We start from the raw sequence: 14876 nt of genomic DNA, 5'->3' as shown, positions 1-14876 counted from the left end.
AGGCCTGCGGGGCCCGCGCCGGCGGAGGCGCCGCCGCGGCGGGCTGGCCGCCGGTGCGGATCATCTCGGCGATGGGGTTGCGGGGCTTCGGCGCGGCGGCCGGCGCCGCCTCGGCCACGGGATGGGCGGCGGCCTCGTGGGGAGCGGCCGCCTGTGCCGCCTCGTCGGCCGGCCTGGAGCCGGGACGGGCCGGCGGAAGGGGCCGGGAAACATCGGGCCGGGAGACCTCGGGCCGGGAGAAATCGGGCTCGATGTCCGGCCCCGGCGCCAGCACGACCTCCCGGGTGGTGAAGAGCGGCGCCGGGTGGCGGCTGCTCTGCAGCGCCAGGGCGTTCCAGGCGATCATGCCGCCGCATCCGGTCAGGAAGAGGGCGGCCAGGATCTGGCGCGGATGCGCGACCATGAAGGACGCCGCCATCTCGCCGATCCCGGGCTTGCGCGGCGGCTTGGCCGCGCGCTTCTGGGTCGGCCGGGCCGGAGCCTTCCGGCGCACGACGGCCGGCAGGTCGAGGTCGTCATCGGGATGGTCGACAAAAGCTTCACGCAAGGCAGTCGTTTCCGTCTTCGAAGATGGATGTCGTTCTGGTCTTCACGTCCCGCAAGGCAAGGCGTCGAGGCACCGTTTTCTGTCTTTCTCGGGGCAAAGCCTGACAGAGCCGGTTTAAGCGAAACCTAATTGCTTCGGCCCCGCGGCCAAACCCGGTCCATGCCGGAGGCGCCGGCTCGGCCGGACCATCGGGTCCGAGGAATTTCCGCTTTGATTCCAGAGCTTTGCCGAAGCGCCAACCTGGCAAGGTTTCGTTCATCCTGTTTCCGGATTCTTGGCGCGCCTCCCGGGCGCCGTCCGGCGAACTCCGTTATGATGCTGCATCGATCCTCGTTTCAGCACCCGACCGGCCTATGTTCTCGATCCTCCGTTTCATCCTCATCGTCGGGGCCATCTTCTACTACTCGCCCGTGCGCCGGCACGGCGAGGGAGCGGCCGATCTCCAGGCCCTCCTCGCCCCGAAGGCGAGCGAAGCCGTTCCCGAAAGGGCGACCGCAGAGGGCCGGCCCGGACATCTCGAGACCGTCTGGAAAGCCCTTCCCGACAGCGCCAAGCAGGCCGTGGTCGACAAGATCCTGACCACGTCCGGATTCCCCACGGCGGCGCCCGCCAAGCCCTCCGACATCAAGCCCTCCGACACCAAACCCTCGGACACCCTGCGCCCCGAAGATCGCGCACCGGCTGCGTCCAAGCCTCGCACGTAAAGGCGCCGCCCTCGGTCGCCAAACCGCCCGGCGATGATTATATGGTCGGCAGACACCGCGGGACCGCCATGCTGCCGACCATCGACGACATCGTTTCCAACTTCGAGCTGCTGGACGAGTGGGAGGAGCGCTACCGCTATCTCATCGAGCTCGGCCGGCTCATGGAGCCCCTGCCCGACGAGGCGCATAACGACGTCAACAAGGTGCAGGGCTGCGCCAGCCAGGTGTGGCTCCAGACCGACCTCGACCGCCAGGATGGCGATCCGGTCCTGCATCTGCGCGGCGACAGCGACGCCCATATCGTGCGCGGCCTCGTGGCGCTCCTGATCTCCCTCTACAGCGGCAAGACGGCCGCGGAGGCTCTCGCGACGGACGCGCTCGGGCTGTTCAAGGAGCTCGGCCTGTCGGAGCACCTGACGCCGCAGCGCTCCAACGGCGTGAGATCCATGGTCGAGCGGATCCGCCGCGACGCCCAGATGGCCCTGGCGGCCACCTGAAGGCGATCGGGACAGCCCGCCGGTGCGAAGCGCGACGCCTGCCCGGTTCGAACGATGCGGCGCTGATACCCTCCACGCTGATACCCTCGACGCTGTCATCACCGGGCTCGTCCCGGTGATCCCGATACGGGAGGCGCCGCGCTTCAAGGGATTGGGATGGCCGGCACAGGGCCGGCCATGACATGCGGAGGGTGTTCGCACCGGAGCGTGTCACCTCTCCCCGTCATCACCCGCTCACACCACCCTCCACGTCATCACCGGCCTTGTGCCGGTGATCCCGATACGGGAGGCGCCGCGCCCGAAGCAATCGGGATGGCCGGCACAAGGCCGGCCATGACGTCCCAGTGGGTGGCGGGACGGGTGCGGAGCCCGACCGGGCTTCTCACACCCGTCCGCCGTCGATCACCACCGCCTGCCAGGCGCGGATGCCCCGGGACGCCGCCGGACCGCGGGCCGAGGCCTCGATGCCGTAATGCTCCGCGAGCCGGGCGAGGGCGAGGCGCACGACCACCTTGGCCGAGCGCGCCGGCCACCGGCGCTCGCGCTCGATCTGCTCCAGGCCTTTCAGGAAGCCGCACAGGTCGAGCAGCAGGTCGCTGAAATCGCCCCCGAGGGCGTCGAAGGCGTTGCACAGGCGCTGGCGCGCCGCGACCATCCGGTCCGTGGCCTCACCCGGCGCGGCCGGGCCGGCGCTCGCCGGCAGCCCGTCGAGGCGCGCCGTCACGCCCGGCAGGAGCCCGGCCAGCGTGATGTCGGTCCGCAGGCGCTCGCCCGCCCGATAGGACGCCTCGTCGATCAGCGGCTCGCCGTCGCGGCCCTTGCGGCGGCGCAGCCAGTCGAGCGGGCTCTCCTCGGAATCGACCCGCACCCGCACGGGTCCCGCGTCGGTCGCCACGGTGGCGAGTTCCGTGTCGTGGTGCTGGTGCAGGAACGCCGTCCCGGCCTCCGGGGCGGTCAGGCGGCGCAGATGGGCCTCCCCGGCGGCGGTCCGCGCCAGAGCCCTGCCTCCGGAGGCCGACATGTCCCAGCGGGCGAGATCGTGACGCACGAGGGCATCGGCGGCCGTGGCCGCGAAGCGCCCTGCCCCCACGGAGATTCCGGAGCGCCGCCTGTGGACAAGCACCGTCGCGGCATCGGTCGGATCCGCCATGGCCCGGGTCTCCGGCTGCCCGAGCGCGGTCAGGAGCCGCCAAGCCTCCCGGGGCAGATCGACACCCGCAGGCTCTCCGCCGGCCGCTGCGGCCCCCCGGGCCTTCCTGCGCGAGCGCTTGCCCGGGCGGATGCTGTCGGAGGCCGGAATCCTTGGTGCCGCAATCGATCCATGAACCTCATCGGGATCGTCAATGTTCATGTTTTGTTCCTATAAACACATCAACGAGGGGCTCTCTCCCTCAGGCCCCGATAGTGGGAGCATATCCCTAGTTGTCAACGCGGATCCAAATGTGTTGATAAGAGTGAGGATAACGCGGACGGGGCCTCTCCCGACCGCATGAATGCCGCAATGGGTCCCTCGCCCGGGACGGCGAGAGACCCGGCCGGCGTCAGGCGGCGGGGCTCGTCGCCAGGGACCCGGGATCGGAGAGGAACCCGGGATCGGCGAGGGACCCGGGATCGGAACCACGGGCGAAGGCGAATCCTTCGTCGGCCCAGCCGGTCATCCCGCCCAGCATCAGCTTGACCGGGCGCCCGAGCCGGGACAGCGCCAGAGCCGCCCGGTCGGCGCCGTTGCAGTGGGGACCGGCGCAATAGACCACGAACAGGGTGGTGGCGGGCCAGGCGGCCATGCGCTCGGCCGACATCTCGCGATGGGGGCAATGGAGCGCGCCCGGCACATGGGCGCGCGCGTAGGCCTTGGGGCCGCGCACGTCCAGGAGCACGAAGTCCACGATCCCGGTCGACAGGGATTCGTGCACGTCGGCGCAATCCGTTTCGAACGCGAGACGATTGGCGAAATGCTCCGCCGCCCGGGGCGGAGCGGCGGCCGGAATGGCCGCGACGGGGCTCGTTGGCATGGCAACCTCCTGTGGAAAAGCCGTAGCCAGAGTTCCGCGAAAGCGCCATGGTGGGAAGTGGCGCATTTGCCAACAGGCGTAAACATCATGCCAAACCGTCTCGTCGTCGCCCTCGCCTACGATCGTCTGAGCACGTTCGAGTTCGGCATCGCCGTCGAGGTCTTCGGCCTGCCCCGGCCGGAAATGGGCCCGGACTGGTACCGCTTCGCGGTCTGCGCCATCGAGCCCGGCCCCCTGCGGGCCACCGGGGGCTTTCAGATCATGGCGAATGGCGGGCTCGAACTGCTCGAGGAGGCCGGCACCATCGTGATTCCCGGCTGGCGGGGCGCCCATGCGGAGCCGGTTCCGCCGGAACTCGTGGAGGCCCTGAGGAGAGCCCACGGGCGAGGCGCGCGCCTCATGTCGATCTGTTCCGGCGTCTTCGCTCTTGCCGCGACGGGGCTGCTGTCGGGCCGGCGCGCCACCACCCACTGGCATCATGTCGAAAACCTCTCGCGGCTCTACCCGGACGTCACCGTCGAGCCGGATGTTCTCTACGTGGACGAAGGCCGGGTGCTGACCTCGGCGGGCAGCGCGGCGGGCATCGATCTCTGCCTGCATGTGGTGCGGGCCGATTTCGGGCCCGAGATCGCCAACCGGCTCGCCCGGCGCCTCGTGGTCCCGCCCCATCGCGAAGGCGGACAGGCGCAGTTCATCGAGCGTCCCGTGCCGCCGGCCCGCGAGGGTCTGCGGTTCGCGCCCCTGTTCGACCGGATGCGGGCGCGCCTCGCGGAGGAGCAGCCGGTCGCCGCGCTCGCGGCGGAAGCCGGCATGAGCGTGCGCACCTTCCTGCGGCGCTTCAAGGCCGCGACGGGCCTGCCGCCGGGGGAATGGCTGCTCGCGGAGCGCCTAGCCCGCGCCCGGGACCTGCTCGAATCGACGGGCGAATCCATCGAGGCCATCGCGGGAGCGACCGGCTTCGGGTCCGCCGCGACCCTGCGCCATCATTTCAGGACGCGGCTCGGCACGAGCCCGGCGGCCTATCGCGCCCGGTTCGCGCCCGAACGGGCGCGCGCGCCGGATCCTCACGGCTCAGACAAGCAAAAAGCCGCCCGGGGGGCGGCTGATGGGGGCGCGGAGGCGGCCCGCTGAGAGCATCGGACGGGAAACGTGGACACCATTTTCGGGATCGAATCCGATGCTCAAGCCTTTGAGCGGCGCACCGCTCGGGCCCCTGTCTTGATCGCACCGCCCTCCACGTCATCACCGGCCCTGTGCCGGTGATCTCGATTGTCTGAGGCGCGGCGCTCCTCCGATCGGGATGGCCGGGACAAGCCCGGCCATGACGTGGGGAGGATGTCAGGACCGGACCACACGCACCCCGTCATCACCGGCCCTGTGCCGGTGATCTCGATTGTTGGGAACGCCGCGCTCCTCCGCATCGGGATGGCCGGCACAAGGCCGGCCATGACGTGGGGAGGGTGTTCGCACGGCGCGCTAGCTGCTGCTGCGCGAGGACCGGCGCTTCCGGCGCTGCTGGCCGAGGCCCATCTCCTTGGCGAGTTCCGAACGGGCCTTGGCGTAGTTGGGAGCCACCATCGGGTAATCGACGGGCAGGGCCCACTTCTCCCGGTACTGCTCGGGGGTCATGTTGTACTGCGTGCGCAGATGGCGCTTCAGCGACTTGAACTTCTTACCGTCCTCGAGGCAGACGATGTAATCCGGGGTCACGGACTTCTTCACCGGAATGGCCGGCTTCGGGGCCTCGACGGGCGCTTCCACGGTGCCGCCCCCGACACGCAGAAGAGCCGAATGAACGTCGTTGATCAGCGTCGGCAGATCGCCCGAAGGAACAGAATTGTTGCTCACATAGGCAGAAACGATATCTGCAGCCAACTCAATGTAGTTCGAAGCAGCGATGTTGTCGCTCATTTTGATTTTCTTCCTTTCCGGCTCTTTAGAATGACTCAAAGAAGCATTTCAGCCTACAATTGAGCATTCTTGTCTGAGGCAATGCTTGCCTCTTCCTTGAGCCGCACCGTACTTGCACAGAAATCGTGCTCGCTCGTCCAAGTATGGCAAATCCAGCGCCTTTGCAAGATGTGCAAAAGGAAAACTTTGGAAAACTTCGTATCAACTTCCACTATGCAATAAACCTGCGCTGAACAGTTAATGGGTTCCGACGCAGTTTAAGGCTTTCGTCACAGAATTTTTATCGCTCCGATCTGAAGAAGTAACTAGAAAGGCGCCCGCTTTTGCGCCGGGCGGGCGCCCGGCGGCGCAAACGGGACCCGGCATGGGAAATTGTCGTTATCTGTGCATAATCCCGCCTCTTGATGATTTGCCCGGACGGTTTCATGAACATCGAACGCCTCGCCACTCGTCCCCTGCCCGCCGCGCCGTCGGTCCCGGCGCGACCGCACGTCGTCGACGTGCACGGGATCCGGGTCCATGACGATTACGCGTGGCTGAAGGCGGAGAACTGGCGGGACGTTCTCAAGGACCCGTCCGCCCTCGACGGATCCATCCGGACCGTCCTGGAGCAGGAGAACGCCTACGCGGCCGCGGTCTTTGCCGGAACGGAGGAGCTTCAGGCCCGGATCGTGGCCGAGATGCGCGGGCGCATCAAGGAGGATGATTCGACCGTTTCCGAGCCGGACGGGCCCTTCGCCTATTTCACCCGCTTCCGGGAGGGCGGACAGCATCCCCTGGTCTGCCGGCAGCCCCGCGACGGCGGTCCCGAGACGATCATGCTCGACGGGGACAGGGAGGCGGAAGGCCATCCCTTCTTCGACCTGGGCGGGGCGGACCACTCGCCCGACCACCGGCTCATGGCCTGGGGGGCGGATCTCAAGGGCTCGGAGTATTTCACGATCCGCGTGCGCGATCTCGACACCGGCACGGACCTCGAGGACGCGGTGCTCCAGACCTCCGGGGGCGCCGTATGGCTCAACGATTCGTCCGGCTTCTACTACGTTGAGCTCGACGAGAACCACCGCCCCGTGCGGGTCAAGCGCCATCGTCTCGGCACCGGGTCCGAGCAGGATCAGGTGGTGTACGAGGAACAGGACCCGGGCTTCTTCGTGAAGCTCGGGGTCACCCAGTCGAACGCCTTCGTGCTGATCGAGGCCAGCGACCATGAAACCTCGGAGATCTGGCTGCTCGACCGGGCCGATGCCTCGGCGTCGCCCCGGCTCGTCGAGCCGCGCACGCCCCGGCTGAAGTACGATGTGGAGCATCACGGCGACCGCCTGATCATCCTGACCAACGCGGACGGGTCCGAGGATTTCAAGATCGTCACGGCTCCGGTCGCGACGCCCGGACGCGCGTTCTGGACCGACCTGGTGCCCTACCGGCCCGGCACGATGATCCTGTCGGTCGTGGCGCTCGCCCGCTATCTGGTGCGCCTCGAGCGGGAGAACGCCAATCCGCGCATCGTGCTGCGGGACTTCGCCACCGGCCGGGAGGAGAAGGTCGCGTTCGCCGAGGAGGCGTATTCGCTGGGCTTCTCGGCCGGCTACGAGTTCGACACGGACATCATCCGCTACCACTACTCGTCCATGACGACGCCGAGCGAAGTGACCGACTACAACCTGCGGACCGGCGAGCGCGTCCTGCGCAAGCGCCAGGAGGTGCCGAGCGGGCACAACCCGGCCGATTACGTGACGCGGCGGCTGTTCGCGACGGCGCCCGACGGCGAACAGGTCCCCGTCTCCCTGGTCCACCGGCGCGATGTGGCGCTCGACGGCTCCGCCCCGTGCCTGCTCTACGGATACGGCTCCTACGGCATGTCCATGCCCGCGGGCTTCCGCACCGGGATCCTGTCCCTGGTCGACCGGGGGTTCGTCTATGCCATCGCGCATGTCCGCGGCGGCACGGAAAAGGGCTGGCGCTGGTACATGGACGGCAAGCGCGAGAAGAAGCCGAACACGTTCACCGATTTCATCGCCTGCGGCGAGGCTCTCGTCCAGGCGGGCTACACGGCCCGCGGGCGGATCGTGGCCCATGGCGGCAGCGCGGGCGGCATGCTCATGGGGGCCGTGGCCAACCTAGCGCCGGACCTGTTCGCCGGGATCATCGCCGAGGTGCCGTTCGTCGACGTGCTCAACACCATGCTCGACAGCGACCTGCCCCTCACGCCGCCGGAATGGCCCGAATGGGGCAACCCGGCCGCCGACGAGGCGGCCTTCCGGACGATCCTGTCCTACTCGCCCTACGACAATGTGAGGCCGCAGGCCTATCCGGCGATCCTGGCGCTGGCCGGGCTCACGGACCCGCGGGTCACCTATTGGGAGCCCGCCAAATGGGTCGCGCGGCTCAGGTCCACCATGACCGGGGGCGGCCCGGTCGTGCTCAAGCTCAACATGGAGGCGGGCCATGCGGGCGCGGCCGGCCGGTTCGACCGCCTCGAGGAGGTCGGCCTCGCCTATGCCTTCGCGATCCGATGCGTTCAAGGGTTCCAGAATTGATCCGACGCGCTATGTGAAAACGTAACACGGACGGGAGCGCGGCGCGCCAAGCCGCAGAGCGTGCACAGTGACCTTGAAAGTAACCGACAGATGACCGAGCGCGGCAGTTTGACCGTTGAAGGCGTCGTGGCCCCGCGCGAGGGCGACGGGCAACGCGTCGCGGAGCTCGAGACCCGGCTGGCTCAGGCCGAGGAGGCGCTGCGGTCGAGCAACATGAAGCTGAGGATGGCCCTCGAGATCGGCCGCCTCGGCGCCTGGGAGCGGGACCTGGAATCCGGCGAGGTGACCGGCACGCCGGCCTTCAGGCTGTACCTCGGGCTTCCGCCCGAGGCGAAACTCACATACGCCGACCTGCAGGCCATGTTCCATCCGGCCGACATCGAGCGCATCAACCAGGCGATCGCCTATGCGCTCCGCACCCGGACGGATTTCAACATCGAGCATCGCATCCTGAAACCGGATGGAAGCATCGGCCACGTCCATGTGCGCGGCGGCATCGTCTTCGAGGGCACCAAGCCGGTCCGCTTCGTGGGCGTCCTGCAGGACATCAGGGAGCGGCAGAGGCTGCGGGAGGAGATGGACCAGGCGCAGCGCCGTCAGGAATTCCTCCTCAAGCTCAACGACCAGATCAGCAGCATCGACGACGAATACGAGATCATGGAGATCGCGTCGCGCAACGTGAGCAAGCTCCTGAAGGTCGACACGGCGGGCTACGGCGAGGTCTACGAGGATCGCGGCGTCATCATCGTGGAGCGCGAGTGGTCCTGGGGGCTCATCACCAACGAGGGCAAGGTCGAGAAGATCGACCGGCATGCCGGCCCGATCATCGAGGCTCTCCGGCGCGGGGAGCCCGCCATCATCAACGACGTGCGGAGCGATCCCCGCCTCGACGACCCGGCGCTGCAGGCCCTCTACAGCACCATCAATGCGCGCGCGGGCTTCCTCGTGCCCATTCACAAGAACGGACGCTTCATCGCCGAGTTCTACGTCTATTCCTCGACTCCCCGCGACTGGACGAGCGACGAGGTCGCCCTCGTGGAAGACGTGGCGGAGCGCACGTGGCTCGCCATCGAGAAGGTCCGGGCCGAGACGAAGCTCCGCGAGATCGAGGCGCGGTTCAAGCTCATCGCCGAGTCGCTCCCGGCGCTGGTCTGGATCGTCAAGCCCAATCTCGAACTGACCTACACGAACGAACGCTGGGTCGCCTATTCGGGCCTGCCGCCCGAGGAGGCCCTGGGACACAGCTGGACGGCGGCCATTCACCCGGACGACTGGGTGAGGATGACCGAAGAGCTGAAGCCCGTCATGGCGAACGAGACACCCTATACGACGGAGGTGCGCTACCGTTCCAAGGAGGGCGATTACCGGTGGCACATCATCCGGGCCGCCCCGGTGCACAATGCCGCCACGGGCGAGTTCAGGGGCTGGGTCGGCACGAGCGTCGACATCCACGACCTCAAGCTGACCGAAGCGGCCTTGCGGGTCAGCGAGGAACGCCTGGCGCTGGCCCAGCGGGCGGCCGGGATCGGCGTGTTCGACTGGGACGTCCCCTCCGGCAAGGTCACCTGGACCGAGGAGCAGGAACGCCTGTTCGGCCTGGACAAAGGCACCTTCGGGGAGGACTTCTCGAGCTGGGAGGCCGCGGTGCTGCCGGACGACCTGGTGCCCTCCAACAAGGCCATCGGCGAGGCGCTCGCGCGCCACGACCCCGAGATCAACCTGGCCTATCGCATCCGCCGTCCCGACGGCACGGTCCGCACCATCGATACGATCGCGCTCTTCTTCTACGACGACAAGGGCGCTCCCCTGCGCATGGTCGGCGTCAATATCGACATCACGCGCTACAAGGAGGCGGAGAAGCGCCAGAACCTGCTCATCCGCGAACTCCACCACCGGGTGAAGAACACCCTGGCGACCGTCCAGGCCATCGTGGGGTCCACGGCGCGCACGGCGTCGAGCATCGACGAATTCTACCAGGGCTTCGTCGGCCGCATCGTGTCCCTGGCCCGGACCCATAATCTCCTGACCGAGGACCTGTGGCAGAAGGCGGCCCTGGACGATCTCGTCCAGACGGAACTCGGCCCTTACGAGGACGAGGCCCGCAACCGCATCACCATCGAGGGGCCGCCCCTGGAACTGCCCTCCGAGGCGGCGGTGCCGATCGGCATGGCGATCCATGAGCTGACCACGAACGCCGCCAAGCACGGCGCCCTGTCGACCTTCGGCGGGCAGGTCGACGTGCGATGGGGGATCGTCGACGGGGAGCGCCCGATGCTGCACTTCACCTGGGTGGAGCATGGCGGACCCCGCGTGGGAAAACCCACCCGTCAGGGCTTCGGGACGCGCCTGCTCCAGCGCGTGCTGGCCGCGCAGCTCCAGGCCGAGGTGTCCATGGAGTTCCTCGAAGAAGGCCTGCGCTTCTCCATGCGGATGCCGATCCCGACCGGCCATCCGACCTTCGACCCCGGCATGTAGGGGCTCCCATGCTGCTCGATGCGAAACGCTCCCACCTTCTCGTCGTCGATCTCCAGGCCCGGCTCATGCCGGCCATTCATGACGGCGAGACCATCCTGCGCAACGTCGACATCCTGTTGGAGGCGGCCGGGCGCCTGAACGTTCCCGTCACGGTGACGGAGCAGTACCCCAAGGGCCTCGGCGCCACCGTGCCGCCCGTGCGGGAGGCGCTGCCGCCCGAGGCGGTCACCCTGTCGAAGACGACCTTTTCCGCCGGCCGCACCGCGCCGATCGCCGAGCGGGTCGCCACCTTGCGCGGCAGCGGCCGCAATCAGCTCGTGGTCTGCGGAACCGAGGCTCACATCTGCGTGCTGCAGAGCGCCCTGGAGTTCCGAGACATGGGCCTCGATGTTTTCGTGGTCGCGGATGCGGTGTCGAGCCGCTCGCCCCACAGCGTCGCGGCCGCCTGCGCGCGCCTGCTTCACGCGGGCTGCCATTGGGTGACGACGGAGATGGCGGTCTTCGAATGGATGGAAGCGGCCGCGACGGACGATTTCCGCGCGCTCTCGGCCCTCTTCAAGGAGCCGACGGGTTCCCCTCGCCGCCCGCCGCGATGAACTCCTTCAGCTCGTCGAGGGACTTGAAGCGGAACACCCCGCTCGGGGTCTGCGCCTCGATGGAGCCGTCCGAGAACATCACGTATCGGTTATCGCCGGAATTGTACGTCCCGACGACCACGGGAGGACGCTCCTCACCGGAGGCGGCCTCGTCGTCCGGCTCCTCGTCCCGGCCGGCATCCGCCGTCTCGGCGGGCTCCCGGTCGTGCTCCGCTTCGTCGCCGGCGACGACGGGTTCAGCGAGCGGCTCCTTCGGCGCGACGGGTTCGTCGAGATCCCGCGGTTCGAGCACGCGCTCGTCCAAATCGCGCTGATAGAGGTCGGCGCCGTCGACGACCCGCGGCTCCTCGTCCGTGTCGCGGTCCCGGTCCGCCAGGAGAAAATCCGGCACCTTCAGGTCCGGCTCGTCCCCGTGGCGGTCGGGCGCCGGAGCCGGGCTCGTCCGGAGCGGAAACGGGACGACGGGCTCGGCCACCCGCGGCTCATCGGGCCACGCCGCGACCCGGACCTCGTCCTTGGCCGCGTCCGGGGCTCCCTCGTCCTCGAAGAGCGGAAGGGTGGGCTGGGCTTCATCGGGCCGCTTGTCGTCCTCGGCCTCGGCGGTCGCCGGACCGGCCGCGAGGCCGCCGGCGAGCACCGCCGGTGAAAGATCCCGCGAGGACGTCGAAGACCCTGGAAGCGCGGCCTCGGCGACGCCGCCGCGGAGCTGCGACAGCCGGGCCTCGATCGTCGCCAGCTTCGACACGGCGGCCGTGATTCCGAGCAGGAGCGCGCCGCTCGCCGCCATGCCGCTTCCGGCGATCACCATCGTCCAGCCGCGCTCGACCAGAACGATATCCCAACCGAAGAACGCAGTGAGAAGCCCACCTACGATCATCGCCAGAGCGAGGGCCAGAAGAGCGATGATCATGCCGTCTCCATCATACGCAAACCGAGAGCATCGGACCCGAGAGTGGAGGCCACTCGTCAGGCCGGTCCGATGCTCCTCCCTATCGATCGGCGGGCTGCGGGACGTGGAAGACATGATCCACCGGCCCGCGCGGCACGCCAGGACAATCAAGGCAAAGCTATGCTTCTATAGGCAAAAGACAACCGGCTGGGAAGCTTGAGCAGAAAAAAGTCCGGAGCTTGGCCGTTGCTCTCGGGCCCATGGCGCTTTAACTAACGCCTGAGGCGCATCGTGCGGATCCGAAGGGCCGCGTCGGGCGATGCGCAGTTCCAAGCGGGGCATCGAACGGATCCCGGGAGTGATCGTCACTGCCGGGTTCGATGCTCCGGGTCGCTCACTCCAAAGGAGACGCCGATGTCGTTCACTCTGCCCGAACTGCCTTACGCCTATGATGCCCTGCAGCCCTACATGTCGAAGGAGACCCTGGAGTTTCACCACGACAAGCATCATGCGGCCTACGTCAACACCGGCAACAACCTGCTGAAAGGCACGGAATTCGAAGGCAAGAGCGTCGAGGAGGTCGTGAAGGGCTCCTACGGCAAGAACCAGGCTCTCTTCAACAATGCCGGCCAGCACTACAACCACATCCACTTCTGGCTGTGGATGAAGCCCAATGGCGGCGGCGCCCTTCCGGGCAAGCTCGAGAAGAAGATCGTCGAGGACCTGGGCTCCGTCGACAAGATGAAGGAGGACTTCATCCAGGCCGGCGTCGGCCAGTTCGGCTCGGGCTGGGCCTGGCTCGCCGTCAAGGACGGCAAGATCACCATCATGAAGACTCCGAACGGCGAGAACCCGCTCGTCCACGGCGCCCAGCCGATCCTCGGCTGCGACGTGTGGGAGCATTCCTACTACATCGACTACCGCAACCGCCGTCCCGACTACCTCAAGGCGTTCCTCGACAATCTCGTGAACTGGGAGCATGTCGAGGAGATGTTCGAGAACGCGACCAGGTAATCGCGGGAAGGATCCATCGGGCGGGCCTCTTCGGAGGCCCGTTTCATGGTCATCCCCAAGGAGACGCGACCCGTGACCGAGTTCCTGTACCGCGCCTTGCTGATCGGGATTGGCGCAACGGCGATTTTCGACCTCTGGGGGCTGTTCCTGAAACACGCCTTCGGACTGCCCGGCGCCAACTGGGCCCCGGTCGGACGCTGGTTCGGCCACCTGGCCGGCGGCACGGTCTTCCACGAGGACATCGCAAAGGCCCGGCCCTTCGCCTACGAGCGCGCCATGGGCTGGATCGGCCATTACGCGGTCGGGGTCCTGTTCGCCGCCATCCTGCTCGCCGTCACGTCGTCCGACTGGCCCAGGCAGCCGACGCTCATGCCCGCCCTGCTTGTCGGTCTGGTGACGGTCGGCGCAGGCTGGTTCCTGCTTCAGCCCGGCATGGGGGCCGGCGTCGCGGCCTCGAAGCGGCCCAACGCCAACCAGATCCGGGCCCTCAACATCGCCGGTCACGTGGTGTTCGGCCTGGGCCTCTACGCGAGCGCCCTTCTGGTCCGCTGAGGGTCCCTCATCCTCCCACGTCATGGCCGGCCTCGTGCCGGCCATCCCGGTTGTTCGAAGCGCGGCGCCTTTCGTATCGGGATCACCGGGACGAGCCCGGTGATGACGTGGGAGGGTGGGATAGGCCGGTGCGAACATCCTCCCACGTCATGGCCGGCCTTGTGCCGGCCATCCCGATCCGGTGAGGCTCGGCGCCTCGGACCATCGGGATCACCGGGACGAGCCCGGTGATGACGTGGTGCGTCAGGCCGCGAAGCCTGCGAGCCTCAATCCCTTCGCGTCCAGCAAGTCGCGAAACGCATCCGATGCCAGATAGGCCAGCTCCGCCTCCCGGCTCTCCAGCGCCGGATCGAGGGCGCGCAGCTCGTCATCCACATAGCCCGGATGGCACATGACGAGCGGGTGGCGTCCGAGATGCGAGAAAGCCTCCTCGAAGACGCGTTCTGCCGGAACGGAGAGATCGAGCGGGGCGAAACCGGAAAAGCCCCTGTTCGTCGCGAACCCGGCCGCGTGGGCGCTCCGGGAGAAGCCCCGGGCCAGGGCCTTGACGGTCAGCGCCTTGCCGCGCCCGACCGGGCGGCGCAGGATCGCCGTCGCCCTGTCCGTGGGATCCCGCAGCCACACGCGCCCGGCACGGCCCCTCGCCTTCAGGATCCGGATCAGTGCCGGCCTGACGACCGGCAGGACATGGACGTGCTGATGCCCGTCCACGAAGGCGGGCGCCTCGCCGAAAACCTCCTCGAAGGCGTCGATCTGGCGGCCGATCTCCGCGTCGATCTCACCCGGAGGCACCTGCCGCTTCAGGGCTCTCGGCAAGAGGTCCTTGAGGGGCGGGAAGATCCCCGACGGGGCGAGTTGCGGCATGGTTCCCAGCGGCGACCCGACGGTGAGGTTGAGGTGGAGCCCGACGGCGATGCGATCGCGCAGAGGGCTCAGCCCCGGCGCCGCCCGGCGCCAGCCGGGCATGTTGGTCATCGCCCCGGTGGCCGACAGGCGGCCCATCCCGGCCAGTTCCAGGATGCCGCGGCTGACCCCGTCGGCGAGGCCGAAATCGTCGGCGCAAAGGATAACGGAACGGGGGGAGCTCATGATCGTCCTGAGAAGCGGCGGTGCCGCACCCTAGAGCATCGGGGGCAGAAGGG

13 protein-coding genes and 1 pseudogene are annotated in these 14876 nt (G+C 68.0%); 8 read left to right on the top strand and 6 right to left on the bottom strand.

Features of this window, described 5'->3' with window-relative positions; genetic code table 11:
• Positions 1 to 547 (bottom strand): annotated as a pseudogene (locus OCW50_RS28870) (hypothetical protein); the annotation flags it as partial.
• 353 nt (positions 548 to 900) lie between these two features.
• On the opposite strand from OCW50_RS28870, the gene OCW50_RS28865 reads away from it, so the two are divergent.
• Together OCW50_RS28865 and OCW50_RS28860 are read left to right on the top strand one after the other, a co-directional pair.
• Complete coding sequence (locus OCW50_RS28865; protein WP_262299961.1) at positions 901 to 1251, top strand: hypothetical protein; 351 nt, start codon at positions 901 to 903, stop codon at positions 1249 to 1251.
• Between the two features lie 41 nt (positions 1252 to 1292).
• Positions 1293 to 1748: a SufE family protein gene (locus tag OCW50_RS28860; protein WP_262299960.1), complete on the top strand. Its 456-nt coding sequence runs from the start codon at positions 1293 to 1295 to the stop codon at positions 1746 to 1748.
• Positions 1749 to 2130: 382 nt separating this feature from the next.
• On the opposite strand, the gene OCW50_RS28855 is transcribed toward OCW50_RS28860, so the two are convergent.
• A complete protein-coding gene (locus OCW50_RS28855) occupies positions 2131 to 3099 on the bottom strand; it encodes a DUF6456 domain-containing protein (RefSeq protein WP_262299959.1) in 969 nt (322 codons plus the stop codon).
• Positions 3100 to 3289: 190 nt separating this feature from the next.
• On the bottom strand, positions 3290 to 3760 hold the full coding sequence (locus OCW50_RS28850; protein ID WP_262299958.1) for a rhodanese-like domain-containing protein: 471 nt from the start codon (positions 3758 to 3760) through the stop codon (positions 3290 to 3292).
• A 66-nt stretch (positions 3761 to 3826) separates the two neighbouring features.
• On the opposite strand from OCW50_RS28850, the gene ftrA reads away from it, so the two are divergent.
• On the top strand, positions 3827 to 4891 hold the full coding sequence (gene ftrA, locus OCW50_RS28845; RefSeq protein ID WP_373371531.1) for a transcriptional regulator FtrA: 1065 nt from the start codon (positions 3827 to 3829) through the stop codon (positions 4889 to 4891).
• Between the two features lie 345 nt (positions 4892 to 5236).
• On the opposite strand, the gene OCW50_RS28840 is transcribed toward ftrA, so the two are convergent.
• Complete coding sequence (locus tag OCW50_RS28840) at positions 5237 to 5671, bottom strand: Ros/MucR family transcriptional regulator (RefSeq protein WP_036352441.1); 435 nt, start codon at positions 5669 to 5671, stop codon at positions 5237 to 5239.
• A 425-nt stretch (positions 5672 to 6096) separates the two neighbouring features.
• On the opposite strand from OCW50_RS28840, the gene OCW50_RS28835 reads away from it, so the two are divergent.
• From OCW50_RS28835 to OCW50_RS28825, 3 genes are all read left to right on the top strand, one after another.
• Complete coding sequence (locus OCW50_RS28835) at positions 6097 to 8208, top strand: S9 family peptidase (RefSeq protein ID WP_262299956.1); 2112 nt, start codon at positions 6097 to 6099, stop codon at positions 8206 to 8208.
• A gap of 90 nt (positions 8209 to 8298) precedes the next feature.
• Positions 8299 to 10683 carry a PAS domain-containing protein gene (locus OCW50_RS28830; RefSeq protein ID WP_262299955.1) on the top strand — a complete coding sequence of 795 codons (2385 nt, stop codon included), beginning with the start codon at positions 8299 to 8301 and terminating at the stop codon, positions 10681 to 10683.
• An 8-nt stretch (positions 10684 to 10691) separates the two neighbouring features.
• Positions 10692 to 11279: a hydrolase gene (locus OCW50_RS28825; RefSeq protein WP_262299954.1), complete on the top strand. Its 588-nt coding sequence runs from the start codon at positions 10692 to 10694 to the stop codon at positions 11277 to 11279.
• Here OCW50_RS28825 and OCW50_RS28820 read toward each other — a convergent pair.
• Positions 11239 to 12189: a hypothetical protein gene (locus tag OCW50_RS28820; RefSeq protein ID WP_262299953.1), complete on the bottom strand. Its 951-nt coding sequence runs from the start codon at positions 12187 to 12189 to the stop codon at positions 11239 to 11241. The genes OCW50_RS28825 and OCW50_RS28820 overlap by 41 nt on opposite strands.
• A gap of 393 nt (positions 12190 to 12582) precedes the next feature.
• Between OCW50_RS28820 and OCW50_RS28815 the strand changes: the two genes are divergently transcribed.
• Together OCW50_RS28815 and OCW50_RS28810 are read left to right on the top strand one after the other, a co-directional pair.
• Positions 12583 to 13182: a superoxide dismutase gene (locus OCW50_RS28815; protein WP_262299952.1), complete on the top strand. Its 600-nt coding sequence runs from the start codon at positions 12583 to 12585 to the stop codon at positions 13180 to 13182.
• 72 nt (positions 13183 to 13254) lie between these two features.
• A complete protein-coding gene (locus tag OCW50_RS28810) occupies positions 13255 to 13734 on the top strand; it encodes a DUF2938 domain-containing protein (RefSeq protein ID WP_262299963.1) in 480 nt (159 codons plus the stop codon).
• Between the two features lie 243 nt (positions 13735 to 13977).
• On the opposite strand, the gene OCW50_RS28805 is transcribed toward OCW50_RS28810, so the two are convergent.
• Positions 13978 to 14823, bottom strand: a complete 846-nt coding sequence (locus tag OCW50_RS28805; protein WP_262299951.1) for a ChbG/HpnK family deacetylase — start codon at positions 14821 to 14823, stop codon at positions 13978 to 13980.
• Positions 14824 to 14876: the final 53 nt, after the last annotated feature.

This window comes from Microvirga sesbaniae (assembly GCF_025460805.1).
In the GTDB taxonomy this organism is placed as follows: Bacteria; Pseudomonadota; Alphaproteobacteria; order Rhizobiales; family Beijerinckiaceae; genus Microvirga; species Microvirga sesbaniae.
This window is presented reverse-complemented; position numbering and strand designations above follow the sequence as displayed.

Coding starts and splice junctions, on each gene's coding strand:
- OCW50_RS28865 (WP_262299961.1), top strand. CDS start 901: ATGTTCTCGATCCTCCGTTTCATCCTCATCGTCGGGGCCATCTTCTAC.
- OCW50_RS28860 (WP_262299960.1), top strand. CDS start 1,293: ATGGTCGGCAGACACCGCGGGACCGCCATGCTGCCGACCATCGACGAC.
- OCW50_RS28855 (WP_262299959.1), bottom strand. CDS start 3,099: ATGAACATTGACGATCCCGATGAGGTTCATGGATCGATTGCGGCACCA.
- OCW50_RS28850 (WP_262299958.1), bottom strand. CDS start 3,760: ATGCCAACGAGCCCCGTCGCGGCCATTCCGGCCGCCGCTCCGCCCCGG.
- OCW50_RS28840 (WP_036352441.1), bottom strand. CDS start 5,671: ATGAGCGACAACATCGCTGCTTCGAACTACATTGAGTTGGCTGCAGAT.
- OCW50_RS28835 (WP_262299956.1), top strand. CDS start 6,097: ATGAACATCGAACGCCTCGCCACTCGTCCCCTGCCCGCCGCGCCGTCG.
- OCW50_RS28830 (WP_262299955.1), top strand. CDS start 8,299: ATGACCGAGCGCGGCAGTTTGACCGTTGAAGGCGTCGTGGCCCCGCGC.
- OCW50_RS28825 (WP_262299954.1), top strand. CDS start 10,692: ATGCTGCTCGATGCGAAACGCTCCCACCTTCTCGTCGTCGATCTCCAG.
- OCW50_RS28820 (WP_262299953.1), bottom strand. CDS start 12,189: ATGATCATCGCTCTTCTGGCCCTCGCTCTGGCGATGATCGTAGGTGGG.
- OCW50_RS28815 (WP_262299952.1), top strand. CDS start 12,583: ATGTCGTTCACTCTGCCCGAACTGCCTTACGCCTATGATGCCCTGCAG.
- OCW50_RS28805 (WP_262299951.1), bottom strand. CDS start 14,823: ATGAGCTCCCCCCGTTCCGTTATCCTTTGCGCCGACGATTTCGGCCTC.